Source organism: Oerskovia sp. NPDC060287, from assembly GCF_042726775.1.
Classification (GTDB): domain Bacteria; phylum Actinomycetota; class Actinomycetes; order Actinomycetales; family Cellulomonadaceae; genus Oerskovia; species Oerskovia merdavium.
On the sequence record NZ_JBHXBO010000001.1, the window covers coordinates 1 to 19031 of the forward strand.

A 19031-nucleotide genomic window follows, 5' to 3' on the forward strand; every position below is an offset into this window, starting at 1 on the left:
CGCTGGACGTTCCCCGACCCCGACCAAGGACACAGGTGACATGACCGACCAGCCGTGGCTCGTCGTCGGGCTCGGGAACCCCGGCCCGACCTACGCGGGCAACCGCCACAACATCGGGCACATGGTGCTCGACGTCCTGGCCGGCCGCTCGGGCTCGACGTTCAGCGCGCACAAGGCCCGCGCGGCCGTCGCCGAGGCGCGCCTCGGCGTGCTGCCCGGCGGTGCGCCGGGACCGCGCGTCATCCTGGCCAAGCCCTCGACGTACATGAACACCTCGGGCGGCCCCGTCGCGGGTCTCGCCCAGTACTTCGGGATCGACCCGGACCACGTCGTCGTCGTGCACGACGAGGTCGACATCCCCTTCGGCGACGTCAAGCTCAAGTCGGGCGGTGGCGAGGGCGGCCACAACGGGCTGCGCGACATCACCAAGGCGCTCGGGACCCGTGACTACCTGCGCGTCCGCGCGGGTGTCGGACGCCCCCCGGGGCGCATGGACACGGCCGACTTCGTCCTCAAGAACTTCTCGGGCGCCGAGGCCAAGGAGCTGCCGTTCCTGCTCGACGACGCCGCCGACGCGGTCGAGATGGTCCTGACCGAGGGGCTCCTCGCGGCCCAGGGCAAGTTCCACACCAAGGCGTGAACGTGTCGCTCCGTACCCCGAGCGCGCGGACGGCGGGCGTTTCACCCGGGTGAGGTGCCACTGTCGCCCCGTTTCGCCCCGACCCGCCACCTAGGCTGGATCGATATCCATTCCTGGGCGGGTCTCCGACGTCCTGCCCCATGACGGAGGCACGATGACCGACGGTGTGGCACTGGCGCACGACTACGCGACGCAGCGCGGCGGCGCCGAACGGGTGGCGCTCTGGCTCGCCGAGGCGTTCCCGGGTTCACCGATGTTCACGACGCTGTACGACGCCGACGGGACGTTCCCGGAGTTCGCTGATCTCGACCTGCGCACCTCGGCCCTCGACCGGTTCGGCCCCCTGCGCCGTCACCACCGGCTGGCCCTGCCGTTCCTCGCCCCTGCCGTCTCGGCGCAGCACGTCGAGGCCGACGTCCTGCTCGCGAGCTCGACGGGCTGGGCCCACGGCTACCGCGGGGCCGGGCGCACCGTCGTCTACTGCCACGCCCCCGCCCGGTGGCTCTACCAGCGGGACCGCTACCTGGGTGGCCGGGACGGCGCGAGCGCGCTCGACCGTCTGCGCGGAGGTGTCGCCGCGACCGCGCTGTCCGCGCTCACCCCTGCCCTGCGTGGCTGGGACCGGCGAGCCGCCGAGCGCGCCGACGTCTACCTGGCCAACTCGACCGTCACGCAGCGGGCGATCCGTGACGCGTACGGCATCGAGGCGGAGATCCTGCCGCCGCCACCCGCGATGATGCCCGCGGGGGCCGAGCGCGAGGTGCCGGGGCTCGAACCGGGCTTCCTGCTGTGCGTGGCCCGGCTGCTCCCGTACAAGAACGTCGACGTCCTGATCGAGGCCGCCCGCCTGGCAGGCAGACAGCTCGTGATCGTCGGTGACGGTCCCGACCGTGCTCGCCTCGAAGGGCTCGCCGCGCGAGGGCGAGCGACCACCGGGCGCTGGGGCACGCCGTCGGGCACGGGGAGCACGGGCGGCCGGACGACGCTCCTGGGCCGCGTCGACGATCCCGAGCTGCGGTGGCTCTACCGTCACTGCTCGATGCTCGTCGCTGCCTCGTACGAGGACTACGGTCTCTCGCCGCTCGAGGCGGGGGCGTTCGGACGCCCGTCGGTCGTCCTGCGCGACGGCGGCTACCTCGACACCGTCGTCGACGGGGTGACGGGGACGTTCTTCGACGCCCCCGAGGCCGGGCTCGTCGCGCAGGCCGTCCAGGAAGCCTTGGGCGTCTCGTGGGATGATGACGCTCTGACGTCGCACGTCGAGACCTTCGCGCTCCCGCGCTTCGTCGCCCGGCTCCGCGAGGTCGTCGATGCGCAACGAGGGCTCGTGCACACGGAGCCCAGCATGCCAGGGGAGAGGAACCCATGACCGTCCGGGAGTTCATCCGTACCGTGTGGGCCGGCAAGTGGTACGTGCTGGCCGCCGTGCTCGTGGTCGTCGCCGGCGCGCTCTACTACCTGAACCAGCAGGAGACCGTCTACAAGGCGAGCGCGACGGTCCAGCTGATCGGCGTCCAGTCGGCACAAGGCGGTGAACAGGTCGTCGAGGTCACGGTCGACACCGATCTCGACGACGTGACGTCCGACCCGGTGGTCGAGGCCGCTGCGACGGCCCTCGGGTACACGGGTACGCCCGCGTCGCTCGCAGCCATGGTCTCCGCGGACTACCCGACCGAGAGCCAGAAGCTCATCGCCATCAACGCCAGGACCCTGGACCCGCAGGAGTCCGAGGACGTGGCGAACGCCTTCGCCGACGCGTACGTGGCTCAGCTCGTGGTCGTCCGGGACAACCAGGTGGCGACGCTCGACGCCCGACGACAGGCGCTCGCCGAACAGCTCGCTGGCGTCACCGCGCGGCTCGTCGCGAACCCCGAGGATCCCCTCGCGCTGGCCGAGAAGGAGACGATCGTCACCGACTACACGACGCTGACCGTGCAGGCGAACACGCTGCGCGCGATCGGCGTCCCGGCGGAGGTGCAGACCCCCGCCACCGGGGCGGAGGCCCAAGGCCCCGGCCAGAGCACCGTCCTGGCGCTGGCTGTGCTGGCCGGCCTCGTCGCAGGCGTCGGGCTGGCGTTCGCCCGCCGGGGCCTCGACGTGCGGGTGCGTGGCGCGGCGGACGCCGTCCGCCTGGCGCAGAGCCCCGTGCTGGCCGAGCTGTACGGGGTCCGCACGTCCGACCGCGAGTACGGCCACTCGCACACGCTCCCCGTGTCGCGCAAGGTCGCTACCCCTTTCACCGAGTCGATCCGAGAGCTGCGGACCGCGGTGCAGGTGTCCCTCGCGGAGGCCGAGAAGGTCGTCGTGGTCGTCACGGCAGCCGACCCCCACGCGCCTCGCACCTTCATCGCGGCGAACCTCGCGGCGTCGTTCGCGCTGAGCGGTCGGCGAACCATCGCGGTGTCCGGCGACCTGCGCCGCCCCGAGCTCGACCGGGTGCTGCCTCCGCCCGAGGGGTGGGCGGGCGACCCCCACACGCTGCGCCCCACGACGATCCCGAATCTCGGTGTGTTCCCCGTCCCCGAGGAGGAGATGGACCCGGCCGACTTCCTGGCGACGACCCGCGCCGGCAAGCTGATCGCCGACCTGAGCGACAACGCGGAGGTCGTGGTCATCGACGCACCTCCCGTGCTCGCGGCTGCCGACGCGACGATCCTCGGCCGGTACGCCTCGGGCGTGGTCCTGATCGCTTCGGCCGGCAAGACGGACCGAGCGGTCCTCGCCGAGGCGTCCGAGCGGTTGCGGATCAACAACGTCCCGTTGGTCGGGATCGCTCTCGCCGGGGTCAAGAGCGACCGGCGCATGCTCTACGCGTCGACGTACGGCGACCCGGACGACGTGGGTACACGTCGGGGGAACCGGGCCGTGGGAGGACAAGCGACCACGTCGGCCGACGCTCCTGCGCTGGCGGCGGAGCTCCCGGACACGGGAGCCCCGGGCGAGGACCGCGACGAGCAGGTCGACGAGCCGCGCCGCGCGGCACGGGAACGCGCGGCCGCGGTCGTCACCGGCCCGTCGTCGCTCGGGCAGCCTGCGGCACGCGGGGCGGCCCGTCGAGAGACCGACGCCGCCTCGGGGCACGCCGTGGCAGCGACCCCGGCGCCCTCGGCACGAGCGGTGCCCGACGGCCCGGCGGAGCCGACGCAGGGTGCTCCCGCCCAGCCCACCCGGGCCGTGCCTGCCGAACAGCCGGCTCCCGCCGCCCAGGCCGTGCCGGCGCAGCTCCCTCGTCGGGACGGGGCGGAGGTCCGGTCGGCTCCGCTCCTCGCACCCGAGTGGGGCAAGATCTCGTTGTCGACCGCCCAGCAGGCCACCCCCACGACCGGGACCGGCGCGGGCGACAAGACCGCTGAACCGGCGCCCGAACGGTCCGGCCGCAAGCTGCCGTTCCGCTGGTGAGGTCCCCACGCGCCGATCGACCGACGCGCGTCCTGGTGCTCGACCACACGGGCGAGCTCGGCGGTGCGGAGCTCGCTCTCGTCCGGCTCTGCCAGGCCCTCGGTCCGGAGGTGGACGTCCGCGTCCTGCTCTTCTCCGACGGTCCGCTCGTCGGTCGTCTGCGGGGGGTGGGTGTGCCGACGGAGGTGCTCGCCCTCGACCGGCGGACGGCATCGACGAGCAGGGAGTCGGTGGGGCGGGCGAGCCTCTCGCAGCTCGTCTCGCTGCTCCGTCTGGTCCCGTTCGGCTGGGCGCTCGCGCGGCGGGTCCGGGCCCTGCGGCCCGACGTCGTCCACACGACGTCGCTCAAGGCCGACCTGCTGGGCGTGGTGCCTGCCCGGTGCGCCGGGTCGACGCTGGTCTGGCACGTCCACGACAGGATCGCCGACGACTACCTGCCGCCTCGGGTCGCCCGCGTCTTCCGCTGGGCTGCGTCGAGGTTCCCCGACGAGGTGATCGTGAACTCCGAGGCGACCGCGTCGACGCTTCCGGTCGGGACGACCGTGGCGTACCCGGGTTTCGGCCCCGAGCAGGTCCTCGCCGGTCCGCGATCCCCGCGTCCGGCCGAGCGCAGGGGACCGGTGGTGGGGATGGTCGGACGCATCAGCCCGACGAAGGGGCAGCTCGAGCTGGTGCGCGCAGCGAGGGCCGTGCTGGACCGGTATCCGGACGCCGCCTTCCGGATCGTCGGCGAGCCCAGCTTCGGCGCGGAGCAGTATGCCGACGAGGTCCGCGAGGAGGCGTCGCGGCTGGGCGTCGCGGACCACGTCACCTGGGTTGGCTTCGTCGCGGACACGTCGGCAGAGCTCGACGCTCTCGACGTGTGCGTGCACGCGTCGCCCGTCCCGGAGCCGTTCGGTCAGGTCGTGGTCGAGGCGATGATCCGTGAGGTCCCGGTCGTGGCGACCCGGGCGGGCGGCGTCGTCGAGATCCTCGCGGTCCCGGAGGGCGAGCCGGAGCTCGGGCTCCTCGTCGAACCAGGAGACGCGGCCTCGCTCGCGCAAGGCGTCCTCGCCGTCCTGGACGCGCCGGACGAGGCGCGGCGACGGGCGGCACGCGCAGCGATCGTCGCGCGGCGGAGATACTCGGCGGGAAGGACGGCAGAGGTCGTCAGCGGGGTCTGGTCGCGAGCCGGGCGCGCTCGATGACGTCGCGCATCGTCCTGCCCTGTGCGTCCCAGGTCGGGATGTCGTCGTCCTGGTGGACGTCGGTCGTGGCGGTCGTCGTCAGCGCGGACCGGACGGCCTCCGGATAGTCCTCGGGGTCGGCCACCGTGACCCGCGGGTCCTGCGCGTCCCGGAACCCGGCGACAGGGGTCGCCAGCACGGGGCGTCCCACGGCGCGGTACTCGTAGAGCTTGAGCGGGTCGAGGCTGTCCGTGAAGTCGTCGACGAGGTGCGGGACGAGGAGCACGGTCGCGTGCTGGAGGTAGGCCGGCACCTCGGTCCACGGCCGGGCCCCGAGGAGCCTCGTCCCGGCGGCAGCCAGGTCCTCGTACTCCTGGCTCGTGAGATCGAGGACGGGCCCGACGACGACCACGCTCCCCGCTCCGGCCGTCGCGAGCGCGGTCCGGCGGACGAGGTCGAGGTCGAAGCGGTCCCGGTGGACCGTTCCGAGGTAGAGCGCGACGGGCCCCTGCGGGAGGTCCTGGGGGCGTGGTCGGGGTTGCCGGTAGCGCTCGACGTCGACGCCGTTGGTGATGAGCGTGACTGCTCGCTCCGCCCCCTTGCTCGCGGCCAGGTGAGGAGAGCAGACGGTCACCTCGTCGCACGCGGCGAGCAGCAAGGTCTCGTCCGCGATGAGCCGACGGCGGATCTCGGGTGCCCGGTCGGCTGCCAACCAGTCGTCGGTCACGTCGTAGAGCGAGGGCCAGTCGGTCTCCTGGACGAGTGTCGCGGCCGCGGGGTCGTTGACCCACAGGACGGGACGACCGAGCCCGGTCCTCCGCGCGGCTCGACGGACGAGCGCCGCGAGCCGGGAGTCGACCCGCGGGTCGATCCGACGGGGGAGGACCTTGGTCGGTTGGTAGAGCCACAGCTGGTCCTGCCCGACGCCCTCGAGGGGCTCTGCCCGTCGAAGACCCTTTCCGGGCCGTGGGCGGAATCCTCGCCGTATCTCGTGGAGCGGGTCGGCCGCCGGCTCGACGAAGAGGACCCGGAGGCGAGGGTCGGCGCGCAGCAGCTCGGTCACGAGGTACTGGTTGCGTCGCCACACGATGTCCCAGCTCTCGAGCGAGACCACGACGAGCTCGTGGACCGTGTGGTCGTTCGTGCCGGTCACGTCGGGTCGCTCCTGGGGTTCGGACATCGAGGTCAGGCCGGCCGGAGCACGGTGCGGTAGACGGCCGCCGTGCCCTCGACCTGGGATCGGAGGGTGAAGCGGGCCCGCTGCACCTCACGAGCCGCCTCGCCGTAGGCGTCGCGCCGGGTCGTCGAGGCGCCGAGCGTCGCCAGGTTGGCGCCGGCCTGCACGACGTCGGTGGGTGGGTGGAGCGCGAGCGGGTCGAGCCCCGCGAGGGTCTCCAGATGCCCACCGGCCCCGGCAGCGACGACGGGCAGCCCGTTCGACATCGCTTCGAGGACGCTGAGCCCGAGGCCCTCGACCGGGCACGGTGCGAGCAGGACGGCGGCTCGTCGCATCAGCTCGTCGACGTCCGACCGGGACCCGAGGAAACGGACCTGCTCGCCGAGCCCTTCGTGCGCGACGAGCTCCTCGAGCCTCGACCGTTGCGACCCCTCGCCCGCCACGAGGAGCTGCCACCCGTGGTCGCGAAGACCGGACGCCGAGAAGGCGAGGATGCCGAGGTCGGTCCGCTTCTCCGGCTCGAGCCGCTGGACGAGCAGCACGGACCTGTCCCGTCCGGCGGCGCCCGGGCCGTCGGGCCGGTCGTCGATGCCTGGGTGGACGACGACGCTGTCGCCGTCGACCTGGTCGGCGACGTACTGGCTGATCGAGATCTGTGCACGGACGGGGGTCCGGGCGACCGCGGCCGTGAGCCCCGCTGCGGGTCCGCTGCCTCGAGGCCTGGCGAAGTGGCGGGTCGAGACGACCGGCGGCAGCCGCGGGGAGACGAGGGACGCCAGGGCGGCGGCGATCTCGGCCGAGGTCATGTGGACGTGCACGACGTCCGCACCGCGTGCGGTCCCTCGAAGCGTCCGGACGACCTGTCCGAGGGACCCCGCGGGCAGGACGTGCACCGAGGTGTCGTCGATGGTCTCGATCATCCGGCCCACGTGACCGCCCACGACGACGACCCGGTCACCGCTCGCCGCCTGGGCTCGTGCCAGCCGTGCGACGTGCCGTTCGACCCCTGCGAAGGCGTCGGACTGCACGACATGGAGAACTCTCACGTGGTCGGTTCCTTCGGGTCGGGGGCGGTGAGCGCCATGCGTCGGACCGTCCCGGCGGCGTCGATCATCTCCTCGACGGACCGCAGGTCGTCGACCGGGAGCGTGGCGTCGGCCTCGTCGCGGGCCGCGCGGCGCGACTCGGCGTACGCGTCGGCCCCCACGCACACGCCGACGATGAGGAACGGCACGGACACCTGGACCGAGACCCAGAAGAGGTCGAACTGCCCCTGGATGAAGCGCATGAGCAGGACAGAGAACGCGAGCGTGCCGAAACGGGGGTTCATGCGCCACAGCACGACGAGCGAGCCGAAGAACAGGACGAGGAACGCGACGACGCCGACGATCCCCGCGGAGGTGAGGACCTCGAGCTCGGCGTTCGGCGGCTGGAAGGTGTACTCGGTGCGGTTCGCGACCCACCACCGCAGACCGACGCCGACCCACGGGCTGCGTTCCCAGACGTCGATGGCCTGTTCGTACCAGGTGAGGCGCTGGTAGGCCGAGTTGAACTGGTCCTTGGACGCGAGCTGCTCCTGGACGGCGGTCCACACGAAGTAGACCGCGGGGATCGCGGCGAGCAGGATCAGCTTGGAGCGCTTGCGGTCGGGGTCGGAGCGCAGCGTGATGAGGACGACGCCGATCGCCAGCCCGATCAACGCCTGGCGCGACTGCGACGCCAGGACCCCGAGGCCGCAGAGCCAGAACGCGGGGAAGGCGAAGGTCTTGGGCCAGCCCACCCACCACGGCCGGGCATAGGCCAGGAGCGCCGCGCTCCCGAGCACGCAGCCGATGAAGTTCTTGTGCATCGCGAACGGGATCTCGAGGTACACGGGACCGGTGTTGCCGGCCGCGAGCTGCTGGAGAGCGGTGACGCACGTCAGCGCGGCGATCACGAGGCACGGGATCATGAACAGCGTCAGCCCGAGCCGGGCGCGTCCCGCCCTCCCGACGGCCCAGCCGACCAGGAGCGCCCCGCCCACCGAGAGCCAGGCGTGGAACCACTCGACGGTGTTCGCGGTGTAGGGGTTCGCGATGACGGTGAAGAGCGTCGCGACCTGGTAGAGCGCGGAGAGCCACAGCAGCGAGCGCATGGGTCGCGAGAGCGGCCGTTGCGTGAAGAAGAGGGCGAACCAGAACGCGCCGAAGAGCGCGAAGTCGCTGAGGGAGAGGTTGACCGCGTCGCCGCCGACGCGTTCGACGACCACCATGGCCGGCATGGCGAGGATCGGCAGGGCCGCGGGCTCGTAGATCGTCATCCCGACGACGAGCACGAGCGCCGCCACCGCCACGGCGATCGCGCTGTAGCCCGGGACGAGGAACCCGACGGCCACCAGGACGGCGGCGACGGCGACGGCCCCGCCGACCCAGGAGAGGGAGCGGCGGATCACGGCGACGCCTCGGTCGACGGGACGGCCCGTGCCATGGCGGCCTCCGCGCTGAGCGGACCGCGGAGGTACAGCGAGACCCGACGACGTGCAGCAGCGCGTCCTTCGCCTCGCAGAGCGACACCCCGGGCGACCGAACCGGCGAGGACGCCGGCCCGCGCGAGGTGCCAACCCGCCGCACCGAAGTGCTTGCGCAGATATCTCTCCTGGGACGCGTGGAAGTGCGTCTCGCGGCGTGCGGGATCGCTGCTCGTCGCTCCGCCCAGGTGCAGCGCCCGCACCTCGGGGACGGCCAGGTGCCGACGTCCCTGGAGGGTCGCGCGGTAGGCCCAGTCGGTCTCCTCGGCATAGAGGAAGAAGTTCTCGTCGAAGAGCCCGACCTCCTCGATCGCGTCGGCGTTCAGCAGCAGCACGGAGCCGATGACGAAGGACCGGTCCGCGGGTGTACGGCGCAGCGCTCCGAGGCCGACCGCCTCGATCCAGGTCCCGGCGGGCGACGGGTACGGCCACACGACGCGCGCGTTCGCTCCGTCCCCGTCGACCTGTGCCGGCCCGACGCTCGCGATGCCCGGGGCCCCGTGCAGGCGGGCCTGGAGCGTCAGGACGTCCTGGGGCGACACGACCGCGTCCGGGTTGAGCAGGAGGACGTCGGCGCCGGGTGACCGGCGGTGCCGGAGCCCGTGGTTGACCCCGGCGGCGAACCCGCCGTTGCGGCCTGGGTCGAGGTAGCGTGCGCCGGCGGTCTCGGCGACCTCCCGGATCGCGGGCAGCGAGGAGTTGTCGACGACCGTGAGCGGGAGCCTGCCCACGAGCGGGGCGAGCGCTTCGCGGACCAGGTCGGGCGACCCGTACGCGACGAGGACCACCTCGGGGGGCAGGCGCTCCACGCTGCCCGACGGCGGTGGGGCACCCTGGGAGGGGACGCCGGCGGAACCGCCCGTGGGGGGCGCGCCCGCGGCCGCCCCGTCGTAGATCGACCGATAGCGGCGGGCGACCTCTGGCCAGGCGCACGTGGCAGCGCGGGTCGCGCCCTGGCGGCGGAGGGACCGGGCCAGGCCGGGTTCGTCGACGACGCGCACGAGGGCGTCGTGCAGAGCCACGGGGTCACCCGGAGGCACCAGGAGGCCGGCGCCGCCCACCACGTCGGGCAGGGCGCCCGAGCTGCTCGCCACGACCGGGGTTCCACAGGCCATGGCCTCGACCGCGACCCGGCCGAACTGCTCGACCCACCCCGGTGTGTCGAGCGAGGGCACGGCCAGGACGTCGAGCGACCGGTAGAACGTGACCAGGTCCTCGCCCGAGAGCGGACCGACGAAGCGGACCCGGTCGCCCAGCGGTCGGGCCCGGTCACGAAGCGCAGGGGCCGAGGGCCCGTCGCCTGCGAGCGTGAGGTGCAGGCGGTCGTCGCCCTCGACCGCGGCCAGGAGCACGTCGACACCCTTGTGCGGGGCCAGACGGCCCGCGTAGCCGACGTGCACCGGGCCGGCCGAGGGCTGCTCTCCGGTGTCCTGCCCGGCCGAGGGGGCGTCGAGGTGACCCGGGGCGGGGACCGAGGTGACGTCGTCGGGCGCGGCGGGCGTGGCGACAGGTGAGAAGACCGTGAGGTCCACGCCCAGCGGGACGACCTCCACGACCCCGCGCGCACCCTTGGCGCGGACGATGCGTGCCGCGGCCTCGTTGCAGACCGACACGGCCGCGGCTCCGCGCAGCGCTGCGCCCTCGAGGGCCCGGAAGGGCCAGGGGTAGCGCTTCGGGATGTTCTGCGCCGAGTACAGGACGTAGGGAGGCGCTGGGCGCCCGGCGCTGCCGGGCAGGTGCGCGCGGAGCCAGCGCAGGGCGAGGATCTCGGCGGTCGCGAGGGCGAACGGCTCCTCGTGGAGGTCGAGCACGTCCCAGGAATCGCCGAGCGCGCGCCAGATCGGGCCCGGCGCGTAGACGAACAGCGCAGGATGAGACCCCAGGGTGCGCACGCCCCGGACCGGCTCGCCCGGCCGGGGACGGAGCGGGACCGTCGACCCGCCCTCGTCCCACGACCGCGCCGACAGCAGGTGCACGTCGAGGCCCAGCGCACGCAGCGCGCGCTCACGTTCGCGCCACGCGTCGACGACGGCGCTGTGCGAGACGCGGAGGATCCTCATGTGGGAGATTGTCCCCCAGCGGACGGTCGCTGCCCCCGTCGTGCCACCGAATTCACCCAGATCGCCCCGAGGAGCCTCGTGCCGGAACGCGCTGCCGACGAACCCCTGGTGAGCGTCGTGCTCGCCACGAACCGTGGCGGCCCCTTCCTGACCGAGGCCCTCGCCTCGGTCGCGGCCCAGACGTACCCGCACGTCGAGCTCGTCGTCGTCGACGACGGCTCGCCCGACCCGTCCGAGATCCAGGGACTCGTCGCGTCGGCGGGGACGGGGACGGTCCTGCGCCTCGATCCGTCGGGAGTGTCCGCGGCGCGCAACGCCGGTGTCCGGCAGGCGCAGGGCGAGCTGCTCGCGTTCCTCGACGACGACGACCGCTGGCACCCCGACCGGCTGAGGCTGACCGTCGAGGCGCTGGCGGGCCGCCCCGACGCCGTGATCGGCTACTGCGGGATGCGGACGATCGACCCTGCGGGCGCGCAGGTCGTGGCCGCGGACCAGCGCGCCGCGCGTGACGCGCGCGACGTCGTGCGGGGGCGGACGGGCATCATGCTGCCGAACCTCGTGATCCGCCGGGACGCGTTCGACGCCGTGGGCGGGTTCGACCCGGCGTACCGCCAGGGGGAGGACCTCGACCTGGTCCTCGCGGCCGCGATGCTCGGGCCGTTCGTCTTCGTCGACGACGTCCTGGTCGACTACCGCTACCACCCGGGCAACACCACGCGGGCCTACCGCGACCTGGCCGCCGGCATCCGGGTGATCCTGCGCGAGCGGCGCTCGCTGGCGCGCTCTGCCGGCAGGACGGACCTCGACGCCGCCTACCGCGACCGGCTGCGCGCCAACGACCGCTTCGCGGCGTGGAGCGCGGCGCGCGCGGCACGCGCAGATCTCTCGGACCGCCGTCCCGGGGCCGCGGTCGGGCACGTCGCGTGGGCGGCGAGGTTCGCGCCGACGGCGCCGGTCGACTGGGTGCGCGAACGCGTGCGGCGACTGGTGGCCCGGGAACGCTAGGAGCGCCCCTCGTTCCAGTGCGCGGGCGGGACGATCGGCGGGGCCGGCGGGACGTGCCCGAACCGCCACCCGGCACTCCAGCTCACCCTCCAGACCAGGTCGGACAGGTCTCCCGGGTGCCGCACGGTGGACGCCTTGCGGAACGCCTTGCCGACGAACCCGACGCCACGCACGACCAGCGCCCGCCCCCGGCGGGCGAGGGCGGCGAGGCGGTCCACGGCGCCATCGGCCCGCTCGCGGGACGGTGAGGAGTCGCCCGAGGACGGGTCAGGGACCGCTCCCGTCGACGGTGCGTCCTGGACCGGGGCCGACGCGTCCCCGAGGAGCAGCGAGTAGCGCCGGCTCAGCCAGCGCTCGCCGGCACCGTACGCGAAGGACTGGCGAGCGACGTTCCGCAGGCCGTCCCGCCGCCGGACGTGCAGCACGATGTCCGGGACGAACACGAGGTCGTGGCCCGCGAGCTGGACCCTGATGCAGAAGTCGTCGTCCTCGGCCGTCCGGGCGCCCTCGAAGAAGCCGCCCACCTCGTCGAAGACCGCCTTGCGCACACCCATGTTCCCCGAGCCCGCGGTCACGAACTGCTCCAGGCCGGGCTTGACCGTGAGCCGGTCGGTCTGCGCGGTCCACGTGACCGACGACTTCAGGTCGCTGTTGAGCCGCGCCCCCTCGAAAGGACCCGCGACGAACTCGTGCTCGCCGAGCGCTCGATGGACCGCCTCGACCCAACCGTCCGCGACCATGTCGTCCGCGTCGCAGAACGCGAGGGCAGCGGCCCGTGCCTGACCGACGGCGATGTTGCGCGCGGCGCTCGGCCCGCGGCGAGCGGACGCGTCGACCAGCCGCAGCTCGGGCATGCGTGCGGCCCGTTCCTGGACCAGCCGCCGGGTCCCGTCGCTCGGGCCGTTGTCGCTCACGATCACCTCCCAGGGCCAGGCGGGACGTTGCGCGAGCAGCGCGTCGAGCTGGACCCCGAGCGTCGACTCGGCGTCGTACGCCGGGATGATCACCGAGAGCTCGGGACGGTCGGTCGTGCTGGGGGGAGTGGTCACGACGTTCGCATCCTCTCGCGGGCCATGCTCATCACGGGCTGGTACGTGGTCACGAGGTCGTGCGCCGTCAGGGTCCGGTACCCGTCCGCCGACAGACGGTCCAGCACGAGCCCGAGCACCTCGGTGCGGTCGAAGGCCGGGAAGGTCTCGTCAGGAGCGAGCGTCTCGGGATCGCCGCGGTCGTCGTGGAGGAGGAGCATGCTCCCCGGGAAGACCGTCGACAGCGCACGCTCGGCGATGCGGTCCTCCTCGTCGTCGACCCAGTCGAACGCGTCCCCGGACCAGATCAGGACGTCGAGCCCCAGGCCGGCGATGCCGTGCGCCTGACGGACCGTGTGCGCACCGTACGGAGGCCGGAACGAGACGAGCGGTGCCGACACGAGGGACTCGACCTCGTCCTTCGCCTCGCGGACGTACCGGACGGCCTCGGCGTCGCCCATCGTCAGCAGCGACCTGTGGTCCTGCCCGTGGAGGGCCAGCTCGTGCCCGTCCGCGACGATGCGCCGCGCGATCTCCGGGTGCGCTCGGACCTGCCGGGCGAGGACGAAGAACGTCGCCGTGGCCCCGCGCGAAGCGAGCAGGTCGAGGAGGCGCGGGGTGTGCTCGGGGTGCGGACCGTCGTCGTAGGTGATCGACACGACGCGGTCCGGCGTGTTGACGCAGAACGTCCCCAGTGCCCTGGTCGCGAGACGGGGCAGGGGCAGGCGGGTGTAGGCGACGTCGGTGAAACGGCCTCCCACGGGCGGAGGAGTGCTCTCGATGTCGCGCCGACGGACCACGATCCCGCGCTGTGGACGACGGGCGGTGGCGCGACCTGCGCCTTGCCGGGACTCGGCCATGGTCTGACCCTCTCTGGTCGTCCAGGACACGGACGGCGCCTGCGGACGTGCTGGTGGCGGTGCAGCGAATGCTACGGGACGGGCGTGACCGCGGTGACCGTCAGGTCCGGACCCCGTCGAGCGCCTCGAGCTTCGCGCGGGCGTCGGGGGACGAGGCGCTCGCGGCCACGAGCCGTGGCCGGAGCGCGTCGACCGCGTCCTCGAGCGTCACCCCGAGCATGTGGTGGAACGACCAGTCGTCCTCGGGGTCGAACGCCGGGTCGAGGCTCCGGTCCCGAGGACGAGGGTCGTTGCCCGTGATGTCTCCGGAGTCCAGGAACGGGATGCCGAGGGTCCGCGGACCGAACGTCTCGAAGTCGGTCACGACGGGCCTGCCGTCGAGCAACCAGATGTTGTGCGGCTGCAGGTCTCCGTGCAGGTTCCCCGTGAGGTAGATCTCGAGCAGGACGTCGACGGTCCACGCTCCGAGCGCGACGCGCTCCTCGCGCGAGAGCTGCTGCCCGGCCACGTCCAGCCGGGCGTCGTCCGGCAGTCGTGGCACCGTGAACCCGCGCTTGTGCCACGTGACCACGGGCATGCGCCACGGTCGGTGACCGAACAGGTCTCCCGTGGCCTTCTCCGCGAGGAAGGCGTCCTTCCCGACACGCGTACGAGCGAAGTACTTGGAGACGGTGGGCCGACCCCGGTGCGACGTGTAGACGGTCACCGAACGATCCGTCGCCTTCACGAAGGTCGCACCGACGGGGCTGCCGAAGATGTACACCATCCGCGCGCGATCGACGACGCGATGGACGAGCGAGCGTCGCGGGCCCTCCTCCTGGACGGCAGGCATGCTCATGACGACTCCTCGACTCGGGTTTGCGCTCGCGGACCCCCACGATCGATAGCGGCAACGGTAGCGGGGAGCGCTCGGCGCGGTCCACGTCGAGCAGCCGGACGAGCGGGCGAAATCCCGGAGGACCCGTTCGTGGCCGTCTCAGGACACGCGATCCTTGAGGGCGTGGAACGCCGAGCGCACGCGGCGGTAGGCGCCCCGGACGACACGGGACCGGCCCAGGGTCTGCGCAGCCCGGCTGCGCTTGGCCGACTGCCAGATCTCTGCCGTCGCGACCTTGAGCGGCGGGTCGGCGAGCACCGTGAGCCGGAAGCGGGCCAGGAACGCGCCGTTGCGGTGCACCGCCGGGTCGTCGGGCAGCGGGACGGTGAAGTCGTGACCGGCCAGGTAGCCGTCGAGCAGCGACGCGGCCACCGCGTCGTCCGTGAGGGTCCGGGCCGTCTCCTCGGGAAGTCCGACCTCGAGCGCGAGCTCCGCCAGCCGGGTCACGTAGACGGGTTTGACGGCCGGCTTCTGCACCTTCGCGTGGTACAGCAGCGAGAAGAGGTGGTCGTCGTGACGGGGGACCGCCACCAGACCGTCGCGCCACTCGCGGCGGGCGAGGATCTCGCGCTGCCACTCGGCGTCGAGGTACCCGTCACCCACGTGCCGGGTGTCGAAGAAGACCTCGTCGCCTCCGACCAGCGTGCGGAACTGCGCGCCCTCGGGTCCCGGATACACCTCGGTCGCGTTGAGCACCGCGGCGAAGTCGGTCTGGTCCCTGCACAGGACGTCGATCTCGTGGTCCTCCTCGAGCGCCCCGGGCAGCTCCTCGAAGTTGCGCAGGACCACGTACTCGGAGGTGAGCCGAACCGTGCGGAAGAGGGCATCGAGGCTCTCCCACCCATCGCTGCCCACGAGGTCCTCGGCCAGGACCGTGACGCCGTCGAGGGGGTTCGTCCGCGTCAGGATCTCGGTCAGCCGCTCGGGACCCAGGATCAGGGTCGCGTCGCGGAAGAACTCGCGGACGTTGTTGCTCGAGTGGATCCGATACCCGCCGGTGAGGTCGCGTGCGGCCCTCTTGACCCGGGCGATGTTGACGTTGGTGAGCTCGACGTAGCCCGAGACGTTCTGGCGGTAGGAGTAGGCCGGCGCGTGGTCCTCGAGGACCAGCAGGAGGAACGGGCCGTCACCGACCTCCTCGTGCTTGGGCGACGTCCCCCAGAGGGTCTGCCCGTAGAGGCGCTCGAAGTTGTTGACCATCTTCTCGGCGCTCCACCGCACCTCGAGCTGCGCGAGGACCGTGAAGTCGGCGGCGACGAGATCGAGGATCTCTCGCTCGTGCTCGCGGCCGCCCGACCACACGACCAGAAGCTGGAGGTCGCGGTCCAGCTGGTGCCTGAACGCGCCGATCTCCGGTGTCCACCGGTACGTCAGCCGGGCGGGGTCGTAGGAGGTCACCGGGGTCCGGTCCACGCGTTCGGTCTGCGCAGGGTCGAGGTCGCTGCCGGGACGGTTCATGGCGCGACAGTAACGCACACGTGCCGACCGCCGTCGGGCTTCGACGCGCGGGGAGGCGCGTCTCGCCCGGGTGAACTTCTGGGACCGGCTACCCCCGGCTCACGCCCCGATGGTTCGATAGGAGGTGGTGGCCGCTCCGGGGGCGCGCCGCGGGCAGTCGCCGCGGCGTGCGGATGCACCGCACGAGACTCCGGACAGGATCGATGAAGATGGCACGCTCTGACGGATCTCACCGTCGACCCGCGACGGCTCGCCACTCCGTGGTGAGGATCGTCGCTCCTTTCGTGGTCGGCGTCCTCGTCCTCGCGACGGCCGGATCGGTGGTCTCCGGGGACGTCCGAGCAGCATCTGCAGCAGCCCCCGGGGACGTTCCTGTGACCACGGTCCAGGGGGACACCACGGCCGAGGGCCGAGAGATCGGCGGGCTCGTCGGGCAGGACGTCGCCCCGAACTTCTCGGCGGACGGCGCCGGCCCTGAGACCCCGACGACGGTCGCGAGGTCGCTGTGGTGGCGGTGGACGGCTCCCGAGTCGGGCCGCATCAGCTTCTCGACGAGCGGCAGCGAGCTCGACACCACGGTCGCCGTGCGCCGCGCCGCAGCACCGAAGACCGTCGTCGCGTCGAACGACGACGACGGTGACGTCGCGACGTCGCAGGTGACCTTCGACTCGGTCGAGGGCGAGGAGTACCTCGTCGAGGTGGGTACCAAGGCCGGCGAGCCGGGGCTCGTGACGTTGGCGTGGCAGGTCCCGGCTCCGGCGACCGACTCGGCGCCGAGCGGTCCGAGCGCCCTGGCCGCGGACACGGCGCTGACCACGACGGCCGTCCCGCTGAGCGGCAACACGGGTGAGAAGCCGCAGTCCAAGCTGTGGTTCGCGCACGACACCTGGTGGGCTGCACTCGCCTCGACGAGCACGACACCGGCGGGGACGTGGGTCTGGCGCTACGACCAGACCTCGGCCACCTGGACCAACGTGGTGCGGATCTCGGACCGCACCGACGTGCGGGCGGACGCCAAGGTCGTCGGCGACGTCGTGCACGTCCTCCTCCACGGCCCGACGACGTCGCTCGTCTCGCTCGAGCACGTCGCCTCGTCGAACACCTACCAGCCGTGGTCTCAGCGCACGACGGCGACCACGGTCTCGCTCCCGGGGAGCGAGACCGGCACGATCGACGTCGACTCGACCGGGCGGCTGTGGCTCGTCGCGGACACCAGCACGAGCATCCAGGCGCGCTACAGCGATGCTCCGTACACGACGTTCTCCGCCCCCGTCACGGTCGTCTCAGGCGTCCTGGACGACGACATCGGCATGGTCACGGCTCTTCCCGGCGGGAAGATCGGGGTGCTCTGGTCCAACCAGAGCACCAAGCGTTTCGGCTTCCGGACCCACGTCGACGGGACGGACCCGCAGACCTGGACGGCCGACGAGAAGCCCGCACAGTCCTCGGCCCTGAACCTCGGTGACGGCATGGCCGACGACCACATGAACGTCGCGGTCGCGTCCGACGGGACGCTCTACGCCGCGGTCAAGACCTCGTACGACTCGCAGGGCGCCACGGTCATCGGGCTCCTGGTCCGTCGTCCGAACGGCACGTGGGACCCGCTGTACGAGGTCGACCGCCTGGGCACCCGTCCGATCGTCGAGATCGACGAGGCGACGGGCCTCCTGCGCGTCGTCTACACGCACAGCGAGGTCCTCGACGACATCATCGAGAAGGTGACGCCGCTCGCGTCGATCAGCTTCTCCCAGAGCGCCAAGACCGTGCTCGACGGGACGTACAACAACGTCACGGGAGCCAAGCAGAACGTGCCGGGCGCGACGCTCGTCATGGCGGCCTCGAGCTCGACCGCAGGCACGGCTCGGCTGCCGTGGGTCGACCCGCGCGGCCCGGTCGCCACGGCGGGGCTGACGGCCACGTCCGTGGGGGTCGCTGCGACAGGGACCCTCAAGGGGGCGTCGCCCGTGGGCGGTGCGCTGACGTTCGAGGTGGTCGCTGCTCCGTCGGCGGGCACGGTGACGGTGACGAACCCCGCCACGGGGGCGTTCACGTACACGCCTGCCGCGGGCTTCGTGGGGGCCACGAGCTTCACGTTCCGCGTCAAGGCGGGGACGACGTGGTCGAACGTCGCGACCCAGAGCGTGCGGGTCACGGCGGTGGCCGGGACCCGGGGCACGTGGGAGCTCGACGAGGGCGCGGGCGTGCTCACGGCGGACTCCTCGGGCTGGGGCTTCCAGGGCACGCTGACCGGGGGCACGAGCTGGGTCATGGGCAAGGCGGGCAAGGCCGTGCGCCTCGACGGGTCGACGGGCCGTGTCTCGGTACCGGACGCGGACGGGCTGGACGTGTCGTCGGCGTTGACGGTGTCGGCGTGGGTGCGCCCGGAGCGGACGGCGACCCAGTACGTCGTGAAGAAGGCCGTGTCGGGATCGGCGGACGGCTACGAGCTGGGCATCTCGAGCGCCGGCAAGCCGTTCCTGCGGGTCAACCAGAAGACGTCGGGTGACACGTTCCGGGCGAATGCGACGTCGGTGCTGCCGACGAACGGGACGTGGGTGCACCTGGCGGGGACGTACGACGGGCAGCGGTTGCGGATCTACGTGGACGGGGTCGAGCAGGGGAACGTCGCGGGCCCCGGGTCGGTGGGCGTGAACACGCTCCCGTTGACGATCGGTGCCCAGCCCGACGGCCTGTATCCCTTCCAGGGCGCGGTCGACTCGGTGCGCCTGTCCGACCGGGCGCTCACCGCGGCCCAGGTCGCCGAGCTCGTCCAGGGCGGCGGCCCCGTGCCCACGACCCCGGTCGCGACCGACGGGGCCTCCACCACCACGACCGGTGCCGCGGTCACGGGCACG

General features: G+C 72.7%; 14 protein-coding genes. 6 read left to right on the plus strand and 8 right to left on the minus strand.

The window, feature by feature from the left end; genetic code table 11:
- Positions 1-40: 40 nt before the first annotated feature.
- From pth to ACFWFR_RS00020, 4 genes are all read left to right on the plus strand, one after another.
- Positions 41-640 carry an aminoacyl-tRNA hydrolase gene (pth, locus tag ACFWFR_RS00005; RefSeq protein ID WP_191800423.1) on the plus strand — a complete coding sequence of 200 codons (600 nt, stop codon included), beginning with the start codon at positions 41-43 and terminating at the stop codon, positions 638-640.
- A gap of 154 nt (positions 641-794) precedes the next feature.
- Positions 795-2009, plus strand: coding sequence for a glycosyltransferase (locus tag ACFWFR_RS00010; protein WP_377620312.1), 1215 nt, complete (start codon positions 795-797; stop codon positions 2007-2009).
- A complete protein-coding gene (locus ACFWFR_RS00015; RefSeq protein WP_377620313.1) occupies positions 2006-4039 on the plus strand; it encodes a hypothetical protein in 2034 nt (677 codons plus the stop codon). The genes ACFWFR_RS00010 and ACFWFR_RS00015 overlap by 4 nt, the downstream gene beginning before the upstream one ends.
- Positions 4036-5226 (plus strand): glycosyltransferase, encoded by a 1191-nt coding sequence (locus ACFWFR_RS00020; protein WP_377620315.1) that lies wholly within the window; start codon positions 4036-4038, stop codon positions 5224-5226. Before ACFWFR_RS00015 ends, ACFWFR_RS00020 begins: the two co-directional genes overlap by 4 nt.
- On the opposite strand, the gene ACFWFR_RS00025 is transcribed toward ACFWFR_RS00020, so the two are convergent.
- Genes ACFWFR_RS00025 through ACFWFR_RS00040 form a run of 4 tightly spaced genes read right to left on the minus strand, consistent with a single transcriptional unit; the run spans position 5189 to position 10948 of the window.
- Entirely contained in the window at positions 5189-6358 is a 1170-nt protein-coding gene (locus tag ACFWFR_RS00025) for a glycosyltransferase (protein ID WP_377620317.1), read from the minus strand. The genes ACFWFR_RS00020 and ACFWFR_RS00025 overlap by 38 nt on opposite strands.
- A 32-nt stretch (positions 6359-6390) precedes the next feature.
- Positions 6391-7428 (minus strand): glycosyltransferase family 4 protein, encoded by a 1038-nt coding sequence (locus tag ACFWFR_RS00030; protein WP_377620319.1) that lies wholly within the window; start codon positions 7426-7428, stop codon positions 6391-6393.
- The gene (locus tag ACFWFR_RS00035) at positions 7425-8813 is read right to left on the minus strand and encodes an O-antigen ligase family protein (protein ID WP_377620321.1); all 1389 of its coding nucleotides are present in this window, start codon (positions 8811-8813) and stop codon (positions 7425-7427) included. The genes ACFWFR_RS00030 and ACFWFR_RS00035 overlap by 4 nt, the downstream gene beginning before the upstream one ends.
- The gene (locus ACFWFR_RS00040; RefSeq protein WP_377620323.1) at positions 8810-10948 is read right to left on the minus strand and encodes a glycosyltransferase; all 2139 of its coding nucleotides are present in this window, start codon (positions 10946-10948) and stop codon (positions 8810-8812) included. Before ACFWFR_RS00040 ends, ACFWFR_RS00035 begins: the two co-directional genes overlap by 4 nt.
- Before the next feature lie 78 nt (positions 10949-11026).
- Between ACFWFR_RS00040 and ACFWFR_RS00045 the strand changes: the two genes are divergently transcribed.
- A complete protein-coding gene (locus tag ACFWFR_RS00045; RefSeq protein ID WP_377620324.1) occupies positions 11027-11953 on the plus strand; it encodes a glycosyltransferase family 2 protein in 927 nt (308 codons plus the stop codon).
- Here ACFWFR_RS00045 and ACFWFR_RS00050 read toward each other — a convergent pair.
- The 4 genes from ACFWFR_RS00050 to ACFWFR_RS00065 form a co-directional block, all read right to left on the minus strand.
- A complete protein-coding gene (locus ACFWFR_RS00050) occupies positions 11950-13002 on the minus strand; it encodes a glycosyltransferase (RefSeq protein ID WP_377620326.1) in 1053 nt (350 codons plus the stop codon). The genes ACFWFR_RS00045 and ACFWFR_RS00050 overlap by 4 nt on opposite strands.
- Positions 12999-13841, minus strand: a complete 843-nt coding sequence (locus ACFWFR_RS00055; RefSeq protein ID WP_377620328.1) for a polysaccharide deacetylase family protein — start codon at positions 13839-13841, stop codon at positions 12999-13001. Before ACFWFR_RS00055 ends, ACFWFR_RS00050 begins: the two co-directional genes overlap by 4 nt.
- A 100-nt stretch (positions 13842-13941) precedes the next feature.
- Positions 13942-14679, minus strand: a complete 738-nt coding sequence (locus tag ACFWFR_RS00060; protein ID WP_377620330.1) for a hypothetical protein — start codon at positions 14677-14679, stop codon at positions 13942-13944.
- A 138-nt stretch (positions 14680-14817) separates the two neighbouring features.
- Positions 14818-16176 carry a hypothetical protein gene (locus tag ACFWFR_RS00065; protein WP_377620331.1) on the minus strand — a complete coding sequence of 453 codons (1359 nt, stop codon included), beginning with the start codon at positions 16174-16176 and terminating at the stop codon, positions 14818-14820.
- A 284-nt stretch (positions 16177-16460) separates the two neighbouring features.
- Here ACFWFR_RS00065 and ACFWFR_RS00070 point away from each other — a divergent pair.
- Positions 16461-19031, plus strand: a 2571-nt coding sequence (locus tag ACFWFR_RS00070) for a LamG-like jellyroll fold domain-containing protein (protein WP_377620333.1), incomplete at its 3' end; no start/stop codon positions are given.